Origin of the sequence: Streptomyces sp. NBC_00388, from assembly GCF_036061255.1 — a bacterium.
Classification (GTDB): domain Bacteria; phylum Actinomycetota; class Actinomycetes; order Streptomycetales; family Streptomycetaceae; genus Streptomyces.
In genome coordinates this window covers 3,137,262-3,157,642 of record NZ_CP107948.1, presented here as the reverse complement: position 1 = coordinate 3,157,642, position 20,381 = coordinate 3,137,262, and the positions used below count along the sequence as shown (strand labels likewise).

Sequence of the window (20,381 nt, the reverse complement as noted above, 5' to 3'; positions counted from 1 at the left end):
ATTTCCGAGTACCCCGGCCGGGGTGCTAAAGTTTCACTCGTTGCAAGGGCCTGTGGCGCAGTCTGGTAGCGCACCTCGTTCGCATCGAGGGGGTCTGGGGTTCAAATCCCCACAGGTCCACCGCAGCTCAGAGCCCCCGCCGGATTCGTCCGGCGGGGGCTCTTCGGCGTGTCCCGCGGTGCAGGTGACCGAGCCGCCGGTGATCACCGGCGGGCGCCCTCCACACCGGGCCCGGCCATGGACCGGGGCGATCCGCCGCCCGGCCCCCGGCCCTGAGCCCTACTCGAACGCCGCCGCCGCATCCTTCAGCGCGGCCGCGACCGCATCCGGGGAATCCGGCCCCGGTTCCCCGGGGCGGTAGGTCACCGACCGCAGCCGGCCGCTGTGGCGGAACGCGCCGTGCCGCTCGTACAGGGGCCAGGAGACCGGGGACTTCCGGTCGATCCCCACGCTGATCCCCTGGAACGGGGCCATGCCGATGAGCTGGTGCACGCTGGGCGGCGCGGCCCGTACCTCGCCCCCGGCGCGCACCGTGAACGCCCAGCGCAGACCCGGCTCCGCTGTGGCGGTGAGGGTGATCAGCTGTGTGCCAGGTGCCGCCGGGCCGGCGTCGGTCTCGTGGAGCACTCCGTACTCGTTGTAGGCGAAGCGGAGCCGGCCGTCCTCCACGTACAGGCTGTAGCCGCCGCCCTGGTCGCCGTGGGAGACCAGCACCCCTTCCCCCTGCTCGTCCACGGCCACGTCGATGGTGAACGAGCGCAGCGCGATCAGGCGGGACGAGCGGTAGCGCTCCAGCTCCGGGGTACCGGGCAGCAGGGTCAGCGGGCGGGACAGCCGTTGTTCCGCCGGGTTGCGGCGGGCGAGTGCCCCGCTCCCGTCGGGCAGCGGGAAGACGCCGTTGATCCGGGCCGCCTCCTCCCAGGCCGCCGACAGCTCCTTGACGAGTCCGGGCTGTCCGTGGGCCAGGTCGTGGATCTCCGTCGGGTCGGTCCTGATGTCGTACAGCGCCCACTCGGAGTCGTCGTACGGCGTGCCGGGCCTGTGCAGGGTGACGAGCTTGTGGCCGTCGCGGTAGTAGCTGCGGTTGCCCGTCATCTCGCAGTACTGCTCGGGGTGGGTGGACCGCTGATCCGCGTCGGCGAGTACGGGCGTGAAGTCGGCCCCGTCCGGCTCCTGGACCGCGACGCCGCGCCGCTCGGCCGGGCGCTCAAGACCGGCCAGCCGCAGCAGGGTGGGGGCGACGTCGGTGACGTACTGGTACTGCGTGCGCAGGCCGGGGGCGAGCCGGCCTTCGCGGGCGCCCCGGGGCCACGACAGCACGAACGGCACGCGGACACCACCGGCGTAGGTGTGCCCCTTGTAGAGGCGGAAGGGGGTGTTGGAGGCCATGCCCCAGCCGCGCGGGTAGTGCACCAGGCTGCGCGGGCCGCCGATGAGGGCCGGGTCGCGGTCCACGTCAGGGGTCCAGTCGCCGGGCAGCGCGGGGTGGTGCACGAAGCGGCTGAAGTAGGAGCGGGTGCCCTCGGCGCCGCCCTCGCCGGTGCCGCCGTTGTCGGAGGTGAAGACGATGATGGTGTTGTCGAGCTCCCCGAGGGCTTCGAGGGTCGCGGTGAGCCGACCCAGGTTCTGGTCGATGTTGTCGACCAGTGCGGCGTACACCTCCATGTAGCGCGCGTACAGCTTCTGTTGCTCCTCGGTCAGGCCGGCCCAGGCGGGCACCGAGAGTCCGGCCTCGGTATTCCGCTCGGGCAGTTCGGTGCCTGGCGGGAAGAGCCCGCCGTCGAGCTGGGCGGCGAACCGCCGCTCGCGCAGGACGTCCCAGCCCTCGTCGTAGCGGCCCCGGTGGCGGTCGATGTCCTCCTCCTTGGCCTGGAGCGGACCGTGTACGGCGTTGTGCGCCAGATAGAGGAGGAAGGGCTTGTCGGGGTCGTGGGCGCGCAGCGACTTCACCATGGAGATCGCCTGATCGGTGATGTCGTCGGTGTAGTAGTAGTCCTCGGGGAACTCGTCGATGTCCAGCGGGCTGTTGTCGCGGACCAGCTGGTGCGGGTGGAAGAGGCTGGTGAGACCTTCCAGGACGCCGTAGTACTGGTCGAAGCCCTTGCGCAGCGGCCAGTTGGCCCGGTCGTCGGCGGCGCTGGAAGCCGAGTCGCGCACCAGATGCCACTTGCCGACGGCGTACGTGGCGTAGCCGGCGTCGTGGAGCAGCTCGGCGAGGGTCGGGATGTCGTCGGCGATCTCCATGCCGTAACCGGGGAAGCCGGGGTCGGAGTTGGCGACCATGGCGTAGCCGACGCGGTGCGGGTTGAGGCCGGTGAGCAGTGCGGCGCGGGCCGGTGAACACAGCGGCATGGTGTGGTAGTTGGTGAGCCGGACACCCTCCTCGGCCAGGGCCGTGAGGGTGGGCGTGGCGATCTCGGAGCCGAAGGGGCCGATGTCGCTGTAGCCCATGTCGTCGACGAGGACGACCACGATGTTCGGGGCCTTCTCCGGTGGCGCGGTGCGCGCCGGCCAGGCCGGCTCCGACTCGGCGAAGGTACGGCCGACGCGGCCGGGGAAGCCCTCGTACGGGTCGCGTCGGGCGGGGTTGGTCCTGGCCTTCATGGGGCGGGCCGTCCTTCCGGGGCGGTGGGCGCTGTCAGGTCGCGGGCGCAGCGGAAGCCGCCGTGGCCCGTCGAGGAGCCGGGGGTGTTGTGGGAGCGGGCGGCGACGCGGTACCGGTTGCAGTACGAGGCGTGGCACAGGTAGGAGCCGCCGCGGATGACACGTTCTCCGGGGCCGAAGGCGTCGGCGCACCACTCCCAGACGTTGCCGGACGTGTTGTGGAGCCCGTGGCCGTTGGGCTCGTACGCGGTGACCGGCACGGTGCCGGTGCGTCCGCCCGGGCGGTCGGAGCGGTGCGGGAAGCGGCCCTGCCAGGTGTTGCACATCTCGCGCCCGCCCGGGGTGAGTTCGTCGCCCCACGGATAGCGGGCGCCCTCCTTGCCGCCGCGGGCCGCGTACTCCCACTCCGCCTCGGTGGGCAGCCGGGTCCCGGCCCACGCGCAGTAGGCGCGGGCGTCGTCGTACGAGATGTGCACGACGGGGTGGTCGGCCCGGCCCTCCAGCGCTGACCCCGGCCCCTCGGGGGCCGCCCAGGACGCCCCGGCGACCCCGAGCCACCACGGGGCTCCGGGCACCTGGCCGATGACGTGGCGCCCGGCTGCCGGGTGGAGCAGCAGGTGGAACACGTAGGAATTCCCGTGGTGTTCGGCGTCGGTGCGGTAGCTGGTGGCGTCCGCGAAGGCCGCCCACTCGGCGTTGGAGACGGCAGTGGTGGCGATGGCGAACGGCGCCACCGTCACCTCGCGCACGGGTCCCTCCCGGTCGGCCGGGTATCCCTCGCCGAAGGCGTCGCCCATCCGGAAGGAACCGCCCGGCAGTTCGGCCATCGGCCGGTGGGCGGCGGGCCGCGCCGGTACGGCCCGCGCTCCCGCCCCGCGCAGGGCGGGGACGGGAATCGGAGCCGGGCCCCCCTCACCCGTACAGGCACGTCCCGGGGCGCAGCACGCGCTCACGCGGGCACCTCCTTCCGCTGCGGGTGCGGCGCCCGGGGTACGGGTTCGGGCGCGGCGGCCAGCAGGGCGCGGGTGTACGGGTCGCGGGGGTGCTCGCAGACCTCGTCGGCCGGGCCGCTCTCCACGATCCGGCCCTGGTGCATCACCGCGATGCGGTGGCTGACCTGCCGGACCACCCCCAGGTCGTGGGCGATGAAGACCAGGGCGAGACCGAGGTCGCGCTGGAGGTCGGTGAGGAGGCCGACGATCTGTGCCTGGACGGAGACGTCGAGTGCGGAGACGGGCTCGTCGCAGATGAGGACCGACGGTTCGGGGGCCAGGGCGCGGGCGATGCCGATGCGCTGGCGCTGCCCGCCGGAGAAGGAGCGGGGGTACCGGTCGGCGACGGCCGGGTCGAGCCCCGCCCTGCGCAGCAGCCCGGCGACGCGCCGCTCCCGTTCCTCCCGGTCCCCGATACCGAAGGCGACCAGGGGCTCGGCGACGATCCGGCCGACCGTCATCCGCGGGTTGAGCGAGGCGTACGGGTCCTGGAAGACCATCTGTACCTGGCGGCGCACCGCGTGCAGTTCGCGGCGGGACGGCCGGGTGACGTCCGTTCCGTGCAGCCGCAGACGGCCGGCGTCCGCGGCGTGGGCGTGTGCCAGGACCCGGGCCAGGGTGGATTTCCCGGAGCCCGACTCGCCGACGATGCCGAGTGTCTCTCCGGCGGCGAGGGTCAGGGATACCCCGTCGAGCGCGGTGAAGCGGCGCCCCCGGGCGCCGCGGCCCCTGTACGTCTTGCGCAGGCCGTCTGCTTCCAGGACGGTCGCCCCGGGCGCGGGGCGGTCGATGGGGGCGGGTGTGCCCGGCGGGGCGGTGCGGCCCGCGGCGGGCGGGCAGGCGGCCCGTACCCCGTCCCCCGCGGGCGTGAGCGCTGGGGTCTCCGTACGGCAGCGGTCCTCGGTGAAGGCGCAGCGGTCGGCGAAGGCGCAGCCGTCACCGAGCACGGTGAGGTCGGGCGGGCTGCCGGGGATGCCGGTGAGCCGGGTGCCGGCAGGGGCGGAGAGCCGGGGGACCGCTGCGAGCAGGCCCGCGGTGTAGGGGTGGCGGGGGCGGGCGAGCACCTCTGCGGTGGGGCCGTCCTCGACGACGGTGCCGCCGTACATGACGAGGACGCGCGAGCAGGAGCGGGCGACGACGCCCATGTTGTGCGTGATGAGCACCAGCGCGGTGCCGGTCTCCCGGTTGAGGTCGGCCAGCAGGGTGAGGATCTGGTCCTGGACGGTGGCGTCGAGCGCGGTCGTCGGTTCGTCGGCGAGGAGGATGTCCGGCTCGCCGGCCAGGGCCGTCGCGATCAGGATGCGCTGGCGCTGACCGCCGGAGAACTGGTGCGGGTAGTCGTCCGCCCGGCGGTGCGGGTCGGGGATGCCGACGCGGTCCAGGAGCTCGACGGCGCGGGCCCGGCGGGCGGCCCGGTCGTGGTTGCCGTGGGCGCGGAGCACCTCGTCGAGGTGGCGGCCCGCCGTCAGTACCGGGTTCAGGGCCGTCATCGGGTCCTGGAAGATCATGCCGATCCGGGCACCGCGCACCCGGCGCAGTCCCTCCTGGTCCGCGGCGGCCAGGTCCTGGCCGTCCAGGCGGACGGAGCCGGTGGTGATGCGGCCGGTGCCGGGCAGCATCCGTGTCAGGGCGAGCGCGGTGGTGGACTTGCCGGAGCCCGACTCCCCGACGACGGCCAGGGTCTCGCCGCGGCGCAGCGTGAAGGAGACGCCCCGTACGGCACGCAGGGCCGCGCCGCCGGGGGAGGTGAACTCGACGCCGAGGTCGTGGACCTGCAGCAGTTCCGGTTCTGTCATCGGCGTATCTCCCGGTTGAGCGCCTCGGCGACGAGCGAGAGCCCGAGGACGAGCGCGGTCACGGTGATGAGGGGACCCGTCGCGAAGGCCGGGGCCTGGGCGAGATAGGGCATGGACTGGCTGAGCACGGCTCCGAGCGTGGGTTGCGGAGGCCGCACGCCCACCCCGAGGAAGCTCATCGCCCCCTCGATGAAGACGGCCACGCCCAGCGACACGGCGACCTGGACGATGAGCGGGTCGGCGGCGTTCGGCAGGATGTGCCGCACCAGCACCCGGCGGGCCGAACTGCCGCCGACCCGGGCGGCCGTGACGTACTCCTGTTCCCGCTGGACGAGGATGCCGCCGCGCAGCAGCCGCCCGAAGGCGGGGACCTCGGCGAGAGCGATGACGAGGATGACGGGAAGCCTGCCGGGACCGAGGATCGCGGTGATGGCCAGCGCCAGGATCAGCCCCGGGAACGCGAGCACGAGGTCGAAGACGCGCTGGACGACGGTGTCGGCGACCGGGTGCGCCGCCGCGGCGAGCGCGAACAGGCAGCCGATGACGGCGCCGCCGGGGACGGCGAGCGCGATGATGCCGAGGTCGGCCCGGATGCCGTAGAGCACCCGGCTGAGCAGGTCGCGGCCCAGGTCGTCGGTGCCGAGCGGGTGCCCGTGGGTACCGAGGGCGGCCAGGGTCCGGCTGCTCTGGTCGGTGGGCCCGTGCCCGGCGATGACCGGTGCCAGCAGCCCGGCGATTACCACCGCGCCGACCAGGACGAGACCGGTGCGGCCACGGGCGGTGGACAGGGCCCTGCGGTAGGGGTGGCGGCTGCGGGCCGGGCGGCGCGGTTCGCGGGTCGCTGCGGGCGGGGGCGGCCCGGCGGCCGGGAGATCGGTGGTCGAGGTCATGTGGTTACTCCCACCTGATCCGGGGGTCGACCCAGGCGTACACGAGGTCGGTGAGCAGCTGGACGATGACGAAGACGGCGACCAGGAGCAGCAGGAGGTCCTGGACGACGGGGTAGTCGCGGAGGGTGAGGCCCTGCTGGGCGAGCTGGCCGAGGCCGGGCCAGGCGAAGATCGCCTCGACGAGCACGGCTCCACCGAGCAGCTGGCCGGTCTGCATGCCGAGCAGGGTGACGACGGGGGGCAGGGCGTTCGGCAGGGCGTGCCGCCACAGCAGCCGGCGGGGCGTGACCCCGGCGGCGGTGGCGGTGCGGATGAAGTCCTCGGCGAGCGCGCGCTCGACGCCGTCCTTGAGGTAGCGCCCGAGGACGGCGGCGCTGGGCAGCGCAAGGCAGAGCGCGGGCAGCAGGAGGTACTGCGCGGCCAGGTCGGGGGCGGTGAGGAAGGAGACCCGGCCGCCGGGCGGGAGCACGGCGAGCGCCACGGCGAACAGCCACACCAGCAGGACCCCGCTGACGAACGGCGGTACGGCGAGGGCCGCGGTCGTGGTCACCCGGACGGCGCTCCGGATCCAGCGGCTGCGGGAGGTGGCGCCGAGCACGCCGAAGGCCGTGCCGCCCACGACGACCAGCACGAGTGCGCCCAGGGTGAGTTCGGCGGTCGCGCCGAGACCGTTCCCGATCAGGTCGGCGGTCCGGCCGCCGACCGCGTACGAAGGCCCGAGGTCTCCCCTGAGCAGGGAGCCGATCCAGTGCGTGTACTGGGAGAGCAGCGGTGCGTCGAGACCGAGCCGGTCGCGGATGGCGGCGACGGTCGCCGCGTCCGCGTCGGGTCCGGCGAGGGTGGTCGCGGGGTCGCCGGGGACGAGCCGCAGGATCGTGAAGATCAGGAAGGAGGCGGCGAGCAGGACGAGGAGGGCGGACGGCAGCCGCCGGAGCAGGTAGCTGCGCATGTCACACCAGGTAGGCGTGGTCGAGGTCGAGGTACGAGAACTTGTTCAGGGTGATGCCGTGCAGCCCGCGGGCGGCGACCTGGACCTGGCCGCGGACGACCAGGTCGATGATGAACGCCTCGTCGAGCAGGATCCCGGAGATCTCGTCGTGCAGGGTGTTGGCCCGCGCCGTACTCGTCTCGGGCTCGGTCCACGCCTCCCGCACGACCTGCGTGTAGTGGGCGGAGCGGTACTTCGAGGTGTTCTTGGCCTCGTTGAACGGATAGGCGCTCACAGCCAGGGTGGAGGGCTGCACCTGGGCGAAGCCGTGGCTCATGGTCCACAGGGCCGGCATGTCCTGGGAGATCAGCTTCTTCTGGGCGGTCGCCGAGTCGGTGGGCTGGAGCGTGACGTCGATGCCCACCTGTTTCAGGTCGTACTGGAGGGCCTCGGCGATCGCCGTGTCACTGGGCAACGCGATGTGCAGCAGGTCCAGTTCGAGCTTGCCGTGGCCGGCGGCCCGGAGCAGTTCGCGGGCCTTCCCCGGGTTGTGGGTGTAGTGGGTGCGGTGGGCCTCGGAGTAGGCGGGCGACGACTTGGGCCACGGGGCGGCGGAGGCGAGACCGTAGCCACCGAGGGTCTGCGCGAGGAGCCGCTCGCGGTCGACGGACCAGGCGATGGCCTGCCGTACGGACCGGTCGTTCAGCGGGGAGACCGTGGTGTTGGCGCCGAGGTAGACGGCGCCGGCGCCGGTGTCGTAGGTGGTGATGCCGAGCTTCGGGGCGGCCTTGACCACCCCGAGACTCTTGCCGGGGACGTCGAAGGAGAGCTGGGACTGGCCGGAGCGCAGGGAGGAGATCAGGGCGTCGGCCTGGGGTATCACCCGTATCTCCACCCGGTCGAGATACGGGCGGCCCGGCAGCCAGTAGCCGTCGTGACGGGTCAGGCTCAGCCCGGAGCCGGGGCTCCACTTCTTCAGCGCGAACGGGCCTGTGCCGATCAGCTTCTTGCCGGTGACAGCGGACTCGACCGAGGACGGATCCGTGATGATCATGAACTCGAAGAGGTCGAAGAGATTGTTCACGCGATGGGCGAGCTTCAGGACGAGCTCGTGATCCCCGCGCTTCTCGAAGCCGGTGACCGTGGCAGCGGTGCTCCGCAACTGGGCCGCGCGCACCGGGTTCTGCAGATTCTTCACCGCGAAGATGACATCGTCGGCGGTGAACTTCCGGCCGTTGTGGAAGGTGACGCCCTCACGCAGCCTGAGCGTGATGCTGCGCCCGTCCTCGGCGTACGTCCAGGAGGTGGCGAGCTCCGGCTGCGGTTCCAGGCGGTCGTCGTACCGGGTCAGGGTGTTGTAGATCAGCCGGTGCTGCAGGGACTGGTTGCTCTGCGAGAAGAGCAGGCCGGGGGTGAAGTCGCTGTTGACGGCTGCGTTGAGCGTGCCGCCGCGCCGGGGTGCGGCAGCGGTGCTCTTCGACCCGGACGAGGCATCCGAGACCGCCGACCGGCAGCCCGCCAGCCCCAGCGCCGACATCAGGGTGCCGCCCCCCGCGGCGCGCAATGTGGTGCGTCGGGAAGGCCCGTTGGGCATGGAGGGATGGAGCTCGGTCATCGAAACCTGCCTGTGACGGTGAGGGACGGTGAAGGACGGTCAAGGGCGGCGGTCCGGTGGGGCGGGCGCGCCGGGGTATTGCTTCCGCTGCGGTACGAATGGATCCGCAGCGGGGTACGGCGTGACGACTGAGGGGCTGTGCGGGGCCCCGGGCGCGTGAAAGGTGTGGGGGTCACGGATGAGCGTGGCCGCGGGGGAGAGCCGACCGGCCTGGCGGAGGTGGCGGGCCGGTGGCCGGGACCGCCGGGCAATCCGGGGGCCGGCTCGGTCGGACCGGGAGCGTGACGCCGAAGGGGCCGCGCCGACCGGGGGCTACGGGCATCCGGACCCGGCCCGCAGGGAAGCTGTTCCAGTCAGCCGTTCCGGTCAGCCGTTCCGGTCAGCCGTGGACGGCACAGACCGCGCTGGCCTGCCGACAGAGGTCGACGTGCCTGCGGGAGACGAGGCGCATGTCCGGGTTCACGGGAGCAATATGACAGCGGCTCCGGCGGACGGTCAACACACTCCGTCCGGATCCTGATACCGGGGCTGCCCGTCTCCCCGCCTCCGCCGCCTACTGGCCGGACACCGTCAGAGGGTTCCTGAACAGCGGGTTCAGCAGGATCGTGCCCGCCGCCACGGGCAGGGCCGCCGTTCCGGCATGCGGCCCCACAATCCGTTCGGGGTCGCCGCAGACGTGCGACAGATCGACCGCGGCGCCCCGGATCTCCTCCAGGTACCCGGGATCGACAAGGCTGGCGTACTCCGTGACCACGATCAGGTCCGGGTTGAGGACGTCCAGCAGCAGGGCTGCGGCCCGGCCCACCGCGCGGGCCCTTTCCCGCAGCAGCCGGTCCGCGCGCCGGTCGCCGGCCGCCGCCGCGTCCACCACCAGGGACACATCCGGTTCGGGAACGATCCCACGCCGTACGGCGGTCCGCCCGACGGCCGTGTTGGAGACCGTCGCCTCCAGGCAGCCCGACCGCCCGCAGGGGCAGGAGACCGTGGAGTCGGGGACGGGCAGATGCGCCACGTCGCCCGCGCCGGAACCGGGCCCCTGGTGGACGACACCCGCGATACCGAGAGCGGCGTCGACCACGTTGCCGATGAAGAGGTGGACCAGACTCCGGCGCGCCTCCGGGCGGCCGAAGAGGATCTCGGACTGGGCGATGGCCCGGGCATGATTGTCGATCCGCACCTGAAGTCCGCCCAGGCCACGGGCGAGTTCAGCGGCGAGCGGCCGGCCGCGCCAGCCCAGCGCGTCATGGCGTACGGCCGTCCCGGGACCGGGGTCCACCCAGCCGCCGAGCGCCGCGCCCACCCCGAGCAGTGGGCGGCTCCCGGCCGTGTCGGCGAGGAACCCGCGCAGCCCTTCCAGGATCCGGCGCGGAAGGTCGGCCGGGTCGATGCCGTCGTGCGAGAGCCTGCGCCCGTCCAGCAGCCGGCCGCGCAGGTCCAGCAGGCCGAACGTCGACGCGGGCACACCGATGTGCACACCGCCCGCCACCGGACCGCCCGACTCCCCGGTGTGCAGGTCGACCGGGATCTGCGGCCTGCCGACACCGGTACTCGCCGTCAGATCCGGCAACTCCCGTACCAGGCCGAGGCGGACGAGGTCGGTGCACTGGCGTGAGACGGCTGCCGGGCTGAGGCCGGAGAGCGTGGCGATCGTCCGCCGGGCGACGGGCCCGTGGTCGAGCACGGTGCGCAGCACCGAGGCGGCGTTGGCCTCGCGGCGGCCGTCACCGGTCGTACGGGTGGCCCGGGGAGCGGCTGTCATGAGGTCTTCCTTCGGTCCTGCGGCGCCGGGGCGGTCGCAACATTACGGTGGCATGAAATCGCGCCACCGTCCCCGGCCGGTGCGGGAGCGGGGGGCGCGGCTCGCCTCAGGGCCGGGGAAGAACCCATGGTCAGAGGCGATTTCACCGTGCGTGGGCCGGGGTTTCGCAGGCCCCGTGCAGGCGCCGATTCAACCACCGCACGACACCGCCCGGGCGCCGGGGCACTCTTGACGCGGGCCGACGGGCGCTGGAAACCTCCGGGGCATGTCCGCGACGGCCGTTCCCGAGGCGTGGCCCGCCCACGCCGCCCGCTCCGCAGCGCCGCTGGCGTGTCCGGGCTTCTGTACCGCCGCCTGACCGCACGCTCCGGTCGCGCCGTTCCGTAGCCCCGGCGGCTCCGCACCGCCCCATGACGCCGGCTCTCCACCCGCCTCGCCCACCGTCTGCTCCTCCCATTCCGACGCTCGGCCTCATTAATTCCTCTCCGAGATTAATCACTCGACGATCTCGGCTCCCGAAGGGAATCCCGTCATGTCCTCAGCGACCACCGCTCCCGCCACCACCGTCACCGTCCAGAAGCTCGGCGGCCGGATCGGCGCCGTCATCTCCGGAGTGCGCATCGGGGGCGACCTCGACCCGGCGACCGTCACCGCCGTCCGGGACGCGCTGCTCGCCCACAAGGTCGTCTTCTTCCGCGGCCAGGACCAGCTCGACGAGGACAGCCACGAGGCCTTCGGCCGGCTGCTCGGCACGCCGGTCGCGCACCCCACCGTCCCTTCGGCCGACGGCCGTTACTCGCTCGGCATCGACTCCGACCACGGCGGCCGGGCCAACCAGTGGCACACCGACGTCACCTTCGTGCCCGCCTACCCCGCCTTCTCGATCCTGCGCGCCGTCGTCATCCCGCCGTACGGCGGCAACACCCTGTGGTCCAACACCGCCGCGGCCTACGCCGGGCTCCCCGCACCGCTGCGCGCCCTCGCCGATGTCCTGCGGGCGGTCCACTCCAACGACTACGACTACGTGGCCCTGCGTCCCGAAGCCCGCCCGGAGGCCCTCGCCCAGTACCAGAAGGTGTTCACCTCGACGAAGTTCCTCACCGAACACCCGGTGGTACGGGTCCACCCCGAGACCGGTGAACGCGTGCTGCTCCTGGGGAACTTCGTCCAGCGCATCAGCGGGCTCACCGGCCGGGACTCCCGGGCTCTCGTCGATCTGTTCCAGTCGCACATCGAGCGCCCCGAGAACACCGTGCGCTGGCAGTGGCAGACGGGCGACGTCGCCATCTGGGACAACCGCGCCACCCAGCACTACGGCGTGGACGACTCCGACGACCACGAGCGCAAGCTGCGCCGCGTCACCATCGACGGTGACATCCCCGTCGGCGTGGACGGCCGCCCCTCCACCCTCATCTCCCCTGCGGAGGTGCCCGCACCCGCCTTCGGCATCGCATCGGGTGGCTCGGACGCCCGGGTGGCGGAGAAGGCGGGCGTGTGAGCGGCTCAGCTCCGTACGGCGGCGGCGCACCGGCGGACGGGGGCGCCACGGCGCCCGGGGCCGCCGGTGCGCCGCCGCAGGTGATCGTGGTCCTCACGGACCAGCAGCGCTGGGACACGGCGGGCGTGCACGGAAATCCGGCGGGGGTGACACCGGAATTCGACCGCGTCGCCCACGGGGGCACCCTGTTCGAGCAGGCGATCACCCCCAACCCGGTCTGCGCGCCCGCACGTTCCGCTCTGCAGACCGGGCGCTTCCCGACCGCGACCGGAGTCTTCCGCAACGGTCTCCCGCTTCCGCAGGACATCCCCACCCTGGCCGGCGCGTTCGCCGGGGCCGGGTACACGACCGGGTACATCGGCAAGTGGCACCTCGCCGGGGACGAAGGCCCGGACGGTCCCGTACCGCCCGGCCGGCGCGGCGGGTACGAGAAGTGGCTCGCGTCGGACCGGCTGGAATTCACCTCCGACGCCTACCGCACGGTGGTGTACGACGAGGAGGGCGAAGCGGTCAGGCTGCCCGGTTACCGCTCGGACGCGCTGATCGACGCGGCGATCCGGTTCGTGGCCGACCACCACGACCGCCCGTATCTGCTCTTCCTCTCCCTGCTGGAACCGCACCACCAGAACCCCACCGACGACTACCCGGCCCCCGCCGGCTTCCGCGAGCGGTACGAGGGCGCCTGGCTGCCACCGGATCTGGCCGCTCTCGGGCCGGGCGCCCCGCAAGGCGGCGCGCACCGCCACATCGCCGGATACCTCGGCCAGATCAAGCGGGTCGACGAGGGGGTGGGCCGGCTGCGCGACGCACTGCGCAGTCTGGGGACCGAGGACAACACGGTGCTTGCCTGGACCGCGGATCACGGTTCCCATTTCCGTACCCGCAACAGCGAGTACAAGCGCTCGGCCCACGAAGCGTCGGTGCGTGTACCGCTGGCGCTGACCGGTCCGGGCTTCACCGGCGGCGGACTCGTCCGCCGGCCCGTCGGCACCGTGGACCTGATGCCGACACTGCTGGACGCCGCGGGCATCGCCGTACCGGACGGTGTACAGGGGCGCTCCCTGCTGCCGCTGACCGGCGGCGGCCGTGATCCGGGCCGCCCCGACTCCGTGTTCGTGCAGATCAGCGAGGACCGGGTGGGCCGGGCCCTGCGTACCGGCCGCTGGAAGTACGCCGTGGAGGCTCCGGGCGCGGACGCCTGGAACGAGCCGGACGCGGAGCGCTACCGGGAGGCGGAGCTCTACGACCTGGCGTCCGACCCGTACGAGCTGGACAACCTGGCCGGACTCGACTCGCACCGGTCGGTCGCGGACGGGCTGCGGGACGCCCTGCTGGAGTGGCTGGAGCTGATCGAGGAGGCGAAACCCGTGATCGAGCGGGCCGCTCCGCGCCCCGCCGGTCAGCGCAGGGTGGAGTCCTTTCCCGCTGAAGTGCCCTGGGAGGGGGTGCGGTTCGGGCACTGAAGGCCCCGGCTCCCGCGAGTCTGCCCCGCCGGCTCCCCCGGCCCCGCACGTCAGCCCCGCATGTCAGCCCTCTGCCCCCTCGGACCCCCCTTAGAATTGGAGGAAGTTTCCAGAAACCACGGGGGTGGCGGAGAGGCGATCCATGAGCCCGAAGCAGCAACGCGGCGAGGCCACGGCCGACTTGCTCCTCGACGTCGCACTGCGCCTCTACGCGGCCGAGGGCCCGCGAGGCGTCACCGTCGGCGCGGTCACGCAGGTCAGCGGGGTCAGCATGGGGAGCCTCTACCACCACTTCGGCAGCGTCGACGGGCTGGTCGCCGCGCTGACGGACCGCTGGCTGACCCGGTTGCTCGGCGAGCTGGCGGCTGCCCTGCAGGGTGCGCGCACCGCCCGTACCGGTATCCGCGCTCTCGTCCGGGCCTATCTGTCCTTCATCCAGGAACACCCGGGCGCGGCCGTGCTCCTGCACTCCGCAGCGGCCGACAGCCGCACCATGGGGCAGGCCAGGGAGTTGCGCGACAGCCAGGAGGCGCGTATCTCGGCCTTCGCCCAGTGGATCGGGCCGCGCGTCCTCGCCGGTGAACTCGCCCCGCTTCCGCTGCCGCTGATCGAGTCGCTGGCGCTCGGGCCGGTCGTCGGAGTGGCCCGCCGGTGGCTCTCGGGCGTCGGCGACGTCGATCTCGACGAGGCCGCCCGGATCCTGCCGGAGCGGATCTGGCGTTCACTGGCTCCGTGAGACCAGGGCGCGTGAGGCCAGGGAGCGGGAGACCAGCGGGTCCCGTCGACGGGTGCGGCCGGCGGTGGCCGGCCGCACCCGCGCGCGTTCCGGTCAGCCGCCGAAGGTCTTCGTCGGCGGATGGGCCGACAGGGCCGGCTGGTTGAAGGTGACGGCCACTCCGTGCCCGCGCAGCCGGGAAGCGTGCTGGTCGATCTTCCAGCCGTCGATCCGTACGCCGATGTCCTGGTGGCGCCTGGCCTGCTCGCTGTCCAGCCGCACCCGGGCGGTGCCGGATTCGCCGGCTGCCAGGTTCAGGTAGTTGTCGCTGAACGTGGCGGGCAGGACGCGTTCGCCGGTCCGGGTGTCGTACACCTGGAGGTGCAGCATCAGCGCTACCGCCCGGCCGGTGTTCTCGACCTCCACCGTCAGCCCGACACCGTCCCGCCCGTGCTGTGCGCGGGCCACGACGGAGACGGCGGCTGCGGGTGCGTCGTCCAGGCTCACGAATCCCGCTGCCCGGACCGGATTCTCGACCCAGTAGAAGTTGCGGACCAGCTCCGTGCCGTGCGCGTCCTTGAACAGGAGCCGGACGAAGGCGACGTCGGACGGCGCGCTGCCGAGCTGTGGGGCGAGGGTGCCGATCACGGTGTGGTCGGACGCCGCCGCCCCGCCGACGCGCAGGGAAGCAGCGGCGAACTCCTTCCCGTTCAGGTCGTAGAGCGTGACGGCGACGGTGCCCCGCACCGCTGCCCGGGTGTGGTTGGCCACCACCACGTCGAGGGTCTGGCTGTCGAGGATCACGTTGACCCGCCGGCACGCGTGCTGGACCGCGTAGAACGACGCATGCGCCTCAAGGTCGTGGCTGTACATCTGCCAGACGAAACTGGGCTGGGCGGGATTGGTCATCCACATGATGACGCCGGTGCGCGGATACGGCTTGCCCGGTGCGGCGCTCGCCATGTTGGCGGCGTGCGCCTCATAGATCGCTTTGATGCACTCGTAGTTCATCAGCTGGGACTTGCGGGCGAAGTCCGGGAGGTTGCGCAGCTCGCCGTAGCGCTCCGCGGTGAGCTTGAGATATCCCGCTCCGCCGCCGTTGCCCCCGTTGCCGTTGACATCGCGGTCGGCCCAGAAGTCGTCCGGGTGCTCCCACGACGCCTCGGGCAGCATCTTCTTGATGAATTCGAGCGTGGGGATCGAGTACGAGCCGACCTCGTTGTGGAACGGAGGCCAGTGGGTGCCGTCGTTGAGGGAGAAATGAGTGCTCGGGGTGACCCAGTGGTACGGACCGCCCGAGCTGTACCCGCCGATCGGGTCCTTGCCGGTGTCGCCGGCCGAGCTGGTCAGCGCGGCGCGTCTGGGGTCCAGTTCGGCGACCAGCGAGTCCAGGCCGTCGATGAGCGGCTGCGGCGGAGGGCCTTCGTTGCCGCCGCACCAGAGCAGGACCGACGGGTGGTTGCGGAACCGCACGATGCAGTCGCGGATGTTGTCCAGGTCGCGGGCGACGTTCGCCGCCGGAGGGCCTTCGGTCGAGCAGAAGAAGTCCTGCCAGACGAGGATGCCGTACGCATCGCACGCGTCGAAGAAGTCCTCGGTGCTGCTCTGGCCGTTCCAGTTCCGGATCAGGTTGAGGTTGGCGTCGCGGTGCAGCCGCACCTGCGCACGCAGGCGTTCGCGCGGAATGCGCCTGAGTGCCTCGTCCAGGCCCCAGTTGCCGCCCATCACCAGGATCGGCTGGTTGTTGACGGTGATCGCCAGGCAGTCGGCCGGGGCGCCGGACGGTGACTGGACCGGCTTGGTGTACTCGATCCGCCGGATGCCGAAATCCACCGTCCGCTCGTCGTGGACCTGCCCACCGGACTCGACACCGATCGTGAGCCGGTAGCGGTAGGGCTCGCCGTAACCGTTGGGCCACCACAGCTTCGGGTGGTTCAGCCGCAGGGCGGCGATGTCCTCGGACGTCACCGTGACCGAGGACGAGCCCGCCGGTACGGTGACGGTCCTTTCGAACGCGTGCCCGTCGAGGGAGCCCTTCACCACCACGGACCGGGCCTTGGCGAACGCGCTGTCGACGGTGAGGTCGATCGCGATGTCGGCCGTGCGCAGATCGGCGGAGAGTTCCGGGTCGACGCGGACGTCGGCCAGCCGGACCGGTCCCGTGGTGGACCAGGTGACCGGCTGCCAGATGCCGAGGTCGCGGTCGGGGATGGTGGGCAGCCAGTCCCAGCCGGCCGTGCAGAAGGTCGTCGGCCCGTTCTTCAGGGTGATCCCGGTCTTGCCGCCGTTGCGCCCGCCGCGGGTCACGCCGCTGGCGTAGCTCGGCAGGGCCGGCGGGTCGGTGTAGTCCAGCGTGCCGACCAGCACCGCGAGATGAGCCGTGCCGTCCGCCTTCGCGACGATGTCCGTGACGTCGAAGACACCGCGCTTGAACGCGCCCTCGACGGTGCCGACCTCGGTGCCGTCGAGCCAGATGGTTCCCAGGTAGTTGATGCCGTCGAATTGCAGCCAGAACCGCTGCCCCGGGACCAGCCGCGGCACGGGGAACGCGACCCGGTACCAGTAGCCGGTGTCCTTGAGGGTGTCCGGGACCGTGTCGGTCACGATGTGGCCGTACAGCGGATCCGGGTACTCGCCGTTGGCGATCATGCTCGTGAGCGGCGTTCCCGGCACGACGGCCGGCTTCATCCCGGCGATGTGCTCCGCACTGGCCTGTCCGCCGCCGGGCACGGCCGTGCCGTCGGCCGCCGTGAAGGTCCAGCCGCTGGTGATCTCGTGGCCGCCGGTGCGGAGGGGGCGGGTGCCCGCGGCGGCGCCCGGCGCTGCGGCGGCGACGCCGGGCAGCCCGATCGCTCCGAGGACACCGGCACCTGCGATGGCGGTCCCACTGGACAGGAATCGCCTGCGATTCAACTGGGTCACGTCGCTCCCGATACGTTTGACAACGTTGTCAAGCTCTGTGAATTCCATGCTCGGCAGGCCCGGTTCCTTTGTCAAGGGATCGTGCAGGAACCCTGCTTGAGCGGCGGCGGTCCGACCGGTCGCTCACCCCCGCGCCCCCCGGCCGCATGCCCGGCTACCTTGTAGGCACGCGATTCGAACACCCGAGGAGCATCCCGTGACGGCCGGCAGTGACAAGCCTCTGATCGACACCAGCAGACCCCATCCGGCGCGCGTCTACGACTGGCTCCTGGGCGGCAAGGACAACTACCCGGTCGACCAGCAGGTCGGCGAGAAACTGCCGGTGGAGGCGCGTGGCAACGCCGCACGGAACCGGGCCTTCATGCACCGTGCGGCCGCGTGGCTGGCGCGCAACGGGGTGGATCAGTTCCTCGACATCGGTACGGGCATTCCGACCGCGCCCAATCTGCACCAGGTCGTCCAGGCGGTCGCGCCCGCCGCCCGGGTCGTCTACGCGGACAACGACCCGATCGTGCTGCGCCACGCGGAGGCGCTGCTCATCAGCAGCCCCGAGGGCGCCACCGACTACATCCACGCGGATGTGCGCGAGCCGGAGCTGATTCTCGAACGCGCCCGGGAACTGCTCGACTTCGGTCGGCCGGTCGCCCTGTCGCTGATCGCGCTGCTGCACTTCCTTCCCGATGACCAGGACCCGTACGGCATCACGCGCACCCTGGTGGACGCGCTGCCGCCGGGCAGCTGGCTGGTCCTCTCGCACGGTACGGCGGACCAGCACCCGGAGCTGGCGGACGAGACGAGGGCGGCGTACCGCAACGGCGCCATCTCGCTGCGGATGCGCACCCGGGCCGAGGTGGAGCCGTTCTTCGAGGGGCTCGACCTCGTCGCGCCGGGGCTGGTGCCCGCGGCGGAGTGGTACCAGGACGGGCCTGCTCCGGAGAAGGAGCGGAGCGGTTTCTACGTGGGTGTCGCCCGGGTCGGCTGAGCGTTCGCCTGCCTGCCTACCTGCCTACCTGCCTGCCTGCCTGCCTGCCTGCCTGCCCGGCTGCCCGGGTGGGGTCGGGCCCGGTCAGTCCGCGGCCGGTGTGAGCGCCTTCGCGAAGCAGCGGCTGCTCTCGTACTCCCGGTAGTGGCCGAACTTCGTGCAGGGCGCGTAGCCGCTGGAGGTGTAGAGCGCTATGGCCTCGGGCTGCCGGTCCCCGGTCTCCAGCACCATGCGGGTACGGCCCGCCGTACGGGCGCTCTCCTCCAGGGCGGCCAGGATGCGGCGGGCCAGACCCAGACCGCGCGCCTCGCGGACCACGTACATCCGCTTCAGCTCGGCGTCGCCGGGGGAGTACCCGTGGTCGGCCGCGCCGTCCTGGTTCCGCCAGCCGCCGGTGGCCACCGGTCTGCCGGTCTCGTCGTACGCCAGCAGGTAGAGACCGGAGGGCGGATCGAACATCGTGGCATCGAGCGGGGTGATGTCGCCCTCGTCGCCGTAGCGCTCGGCGTATTCGAGCTGGACCTGGTCGTTCAGCTTGACGGCGTCGGGGTGGTCGTAGCGGACCGGCAGGATATTCATGCGGAGAACCGTACATCTATGCAGAGGTGGGTGGGGATGAGCGGTGTCGGTAGGGTGCCGTGATGCTCACTGTGACAACCGTAAACGTGAACGGACTGCGCGCCGCTGCGAAGAAGGGCTTCGTGGAGTGGCTGGCGCGGACCGACGCCGATGTGATCTGCCTCCAGGAGGTCCGGGCCGAGCCCCAGCAGCTGACCGGCGAGGTCCGCGAGCCGGAGGGCTGGTTCACCGTGCACGCCCCGGCCGCCGCCAAGGGGCGCGCGGGCGTTTCGCTGTACGCCCGGCGTGAGCCGGAGCGGGTGCAGATCGGATTCGGCAGTGCGGAGTTCGACGGCAGTGGGCGGTACGCCGAGATCGACCTGCCCGGTGTGACGGTCGCGAGCCTCTATCTGCCCTCGGGCGAGGTCGGCACGGAGCGGCAGGACGAGAAGGTGCGGTTCATGGCGGAGTTCCTGCCGTACCTCCAGGGGCTCAGGGAGCGGGCGGCGGCCGACGGCCGCGAGGTCGTGGTCTGCGGCGACTGGAACATCGCCCACCAGGAGGCCGACCTCAAGAACTGGAAGGGCAACAGGAAGAATTCCGGTTTCCTGCCCGAGGAGCGGGAGTGGCTGACGCGCGTCTTCGCCGGGGACGGCGCGGCCTACGTCGACGTGGTCAGGGCGCTGCACCCCGATGTGGAGGGGCCGTACTCGTGGTGGTCCTACCGGGGGCGCGCCTTCGACAACGACGCGGGCTGGCGCATCGACTACCAGGTGGCGACCCCCGGGCTGGCCGCGAAGGCGGTCAAGGCCTGGGTCGAGCGGGCCGTCACGCATGACGAGCGGTGGAGCGACCACGCGCCGGTGACGGCGGTCTACGACCTGTAGGCGGGCGGCTCGGCCGGGGGCGCGCGGGGGCGGACGACGGCAGGCGGGCGCCGGGGCCTACTCCGGCCCCGGGCCGTTCCCGCCGTCCTTCTCCGCCCGCACCCGCCGGTCCAGTGACATCGAGAGCTCCGCCCCCACCACGTCCTTCGCCAGGGGTCGCACCCGCTCCATCGCCCCGGCGAAGTCCTCGTCGGGCAGGTGGGTGCGGACCAGGGTGGAGAAGAGTTCCGTGAGGGTCTCGGTGTGCTTGCGGACCTCGTGCCCCGCCGCGAGGACCGCGGCGAGCGGGACGCCCTGGCGGACCAGGGCCGCCGACACGTCCAGCAGGCGGCGGCTGATGTGGATGATGTCGTCGCCGTCCGTGGCGAGGTAGCCGAGGTCCAGGGCGGCCGCGAGGTTGTCCGCCGTGACCTCCCCCTCGAAGTAGTCCGCGAGCCGCTCCGGGGTGAGGCGGACCGGCTCCTCCTCGGTCCAGGCCGGGGGTTCGGTCGCGGCCAGGCCCAGGAGCCCGCCCACGTCCCGGCCGCTCTCGAAGGCCGTGGCGAGATCCGCGATGCCGCTGAGGGTGTGCCCGCGCTCCAGCAGGGCGGCGATCGTGCGCAGCCGGGCCAGGTGGTGCTCGTCGTACCAGGCGATACGGCCCTCGCGCCGTGGTGGCGGGATCAGTTTGCGCTCGCGGTAGAAGCGCAGGGTGCGCACGGTGATCCCGGCCGCATCGGCCAGCTCCTCCATGCGGTACTCGCGCCCCGTTCTTTCCTCTGCCACGCCGGAA

16 protein-coding genes and 1 tRNA gene are annotated in these 20,381 nt (G+C 72.3%); 6 read left to right on the top strand and 11 right to left on the bottom strand.

The window, feature by feature from the left end; all coding sequences use genetic code 11:
- The first annotated feature begins 46 nt into the window (after positions 1-46).
- A tRNA-Ala gene (locus tag OG917_RS14230) sits at positions 47-120 on the top strand.
- 159 nt (positions 121-279) lie between these two features.
- On the opposite strand, the gene OG917_RS14225 is transcribed toward OG917_RS14230, so the two are convergent.
- From OG917_RS14225 to OG917_RS14190, 8 genes are all read right to left on the bottom strand, one after another.
- The gene (locus OG917_RS14225; protein ID WP_328317969.1) at positions 280-2,604 is read right to left on the bottom strand and encodes an arylsulfatase; all 2,325 of its coding nucleotides are present in this window, start codon (positions 2,602-2,604) and stop codon (positions 280-282) included.
- Positions 2,601-3,431 carry a formylglycine-generating enzyme family protein gene (locus OG917_RS14220; protein ID WP_328317968.1) on the bottom strand — a complete coding sequence of 277 codons (831 nt, stop codon included), beginning with the start codon at positions 3,429-3,431 and terminating at the stop codon, positions 2,601-2,603. Before OG917_RS14220 ends, OG917_RS14225 begins: the two co-directional genes overlap by 4 nt.
- A gap of 122 nt (positions 3,432-3,553) precedes the next feature.
- Positions 3,554-5,392, bottom strand: coding sequence for an ABC transporter ATP-binding protein (locus tag OG917_RS14215; protein WP_328317967.1), 1,839 nt, complete (start codon positions 5,390-5,392; stop codon positions 3,554-3,556).
- Complete coding sequence (locus tag OG917_RS14210) at positions 5,389-6,282, bottom strand: ABC transporter permease (RefSeq protein ID WP_328317966.1); 894 nt, start codon at positions 6,280-6,282, stop codon at positions 5,389-5,391. Before OG917_RS14210 ends, OG917_RS14215 begins: the two co-directional genes overlap by 4 nt.
- Positions 6,283-6,286: 4 nt before the next feature.
- Positions 6,287-7,231: an ABC transporter permease gene (locus OG917_RS14205; protein WP_328317965.1), complete on the bottom strand. Its 945-nt coding sequence runs from the start codon at positions 7,229-7,231 to the stop codon at positions 6,287-6,289.
- 1 nt (position 7,232) lies between these two features.
- Positions 7,233-8,825: an ABC transporter substrate-binding protein gene (locus tag OG917_RS14200; protein ID WP_328317964.1), complete on the bottom strand. Its 1,593-nt coding sequence runs from the start codon at positions 8,823-8,825 to the stop codon at positions 7,233-7,235.
- 379 nt (positions 8,826-9,204) lie between these two features.
- Positions 9,205-9,276 carry a putative leader peptide gene (locus tag OG917_RS14195; RefSeq protein WP_328321873.1) on the bottom strand — a complete coding sequence of 24 codons (72 nt, stop codon included), beginning with the start codon at positions 9,274-9,276 and terminating at the stop codon, positions 9,205-9,207.
- A gap of 102 nt (positions 9,277-9,378) precedes the next feature.
- On the bottom strand, positions 9,379-10,584 hold the full coding sequence (locus OG917_RS14190) for an ROK family transcriptional regulator (protein ID WP_328317963.1): 1,206 nt from the start codon (positions 10,582-10,584) through the stop codon (positions 9,379-9,381).
- Between the two features lie 532 nt (positions 10,585-11,116).
- Here OG917_RS14190 and OG917_RS14185 point away from each other — a divergent pair.
- From OG917_RS14185 to OG917_RS14175, 3 genes are all read left to right on the top strand, one after another.
- On the top strand, positions 11,117-12,082 hold the full coding sequence (locus tag OG917_RS14185; RefSeq protein ID WP_328317962.1) for a TauD/TfdA dioxygenase family protein: 966 nt from the start codon (positions 11,117-11,119) through the stop codon (positions 12,080-12,082).
- Positions 12,079-13,545 (top strand): sulfatase-like hydrolase/transferase, encoded by a 1,467-nt coding sequence (locus OG917_RS14180; protein ID WP_328317961.1) that lies wholly within the window; start codon positions 12,079-12,081, stop codon positions 13,543-13,545. Before OG917_RS14185 ends, OG917_RS14180 begins: the two co-directional genes overlap by 4 nt.
- A 142-nt stretch (positions 13,546-13,687) precedes the next feature.
- Positions 13,688-14,281, top strand: coding sequence for a TetR/AcrR family transcriptional regulator (locus OG917_RS14175; RefSeq protein ID WP_328317960.1), 594 nt, complete (start codon positions 13,688-13,690; stop codon positions 14,279-14,281).
- Positions 14,282-14,374: 93 nt separating this feature from the next.
- Here the strand turns inward: OG917_RS14175 and OG917_RS14170 are convergent, their stop codons facing one another.
- On the bottom strand, positions 14,375-17,182 hold the full coding sequence (locus OG917_RS14170; protein WP_328317959.1) for a glycoside hydrolase family 2 protein: 2,808 nt from the start codon (positions 17,180-17,182) through the stop codon (positions 14,375-14,377).
- 196 nt (positions 17,183-17,378) lie between these two features.
- Here OG917_RS14170 and OG917_RS14165 point away from each other — a divergent pair, with 196 nt between their 5' ends.
- Positions 17,379-18,164, top strand: a complete 786-nt coding sequence (locus tag OG917_RS14165; RefSeq protein ID WP_328317958.1) for an SAM-dependent methyltransferase — start codon at positions 17,379-17,381, stop codon at positions 18,162-18,164.
- A gap of 84 nt (positions 18,165-18,248) precedes the next feature.
- Here OG917_RS14165 and OG917_RS14160 read toward each other — a convergent pair whose 3' ends face one another.
- Positions 18,249-18,743, bottom strand: coding sequence for a GNAT family N-acetyltransferase (locus tag OG917_RS14160; protein WP_328317957.1), 495 nt, complete (start codon positions 18,741-18,743; stop codon positions 18,249-18,251).
- 62 nt (positions 18,744-18,805) lie between these two features.
- On the opposite strand from OG917_RS14160, the gene OG917_RS14155 reads away from it, so the two are divergent.
- Complete coding sequence (locus OG917_RS14155) at positions 18,806-19,609, top strand: exodeoxyribonuclease III (RefSeq protein WP_328317956.1); 804 nt, start codon at positions 18,806-18,808, stop codon at positions 19,607-19,609.
- Between the two features lie 57 nt (positions 19,610-19,666).
- On the opposite strand, the gene OG917_RS14150 is transcribed toward OG917_RS14155, so the two are convergent.
- Positions 19,667-20,341, bottom strand: coding sequence for a MerR family transcriptional regulator (locus OG917_RS14150; RefSeq protein WP_328321871.1), 675 nt, complete (start codon positions 20,339-20,341; stop codon positions 19,667-19,669).
- Positions 20,342-20,381 lie beyond the last annotated feature (40 nt).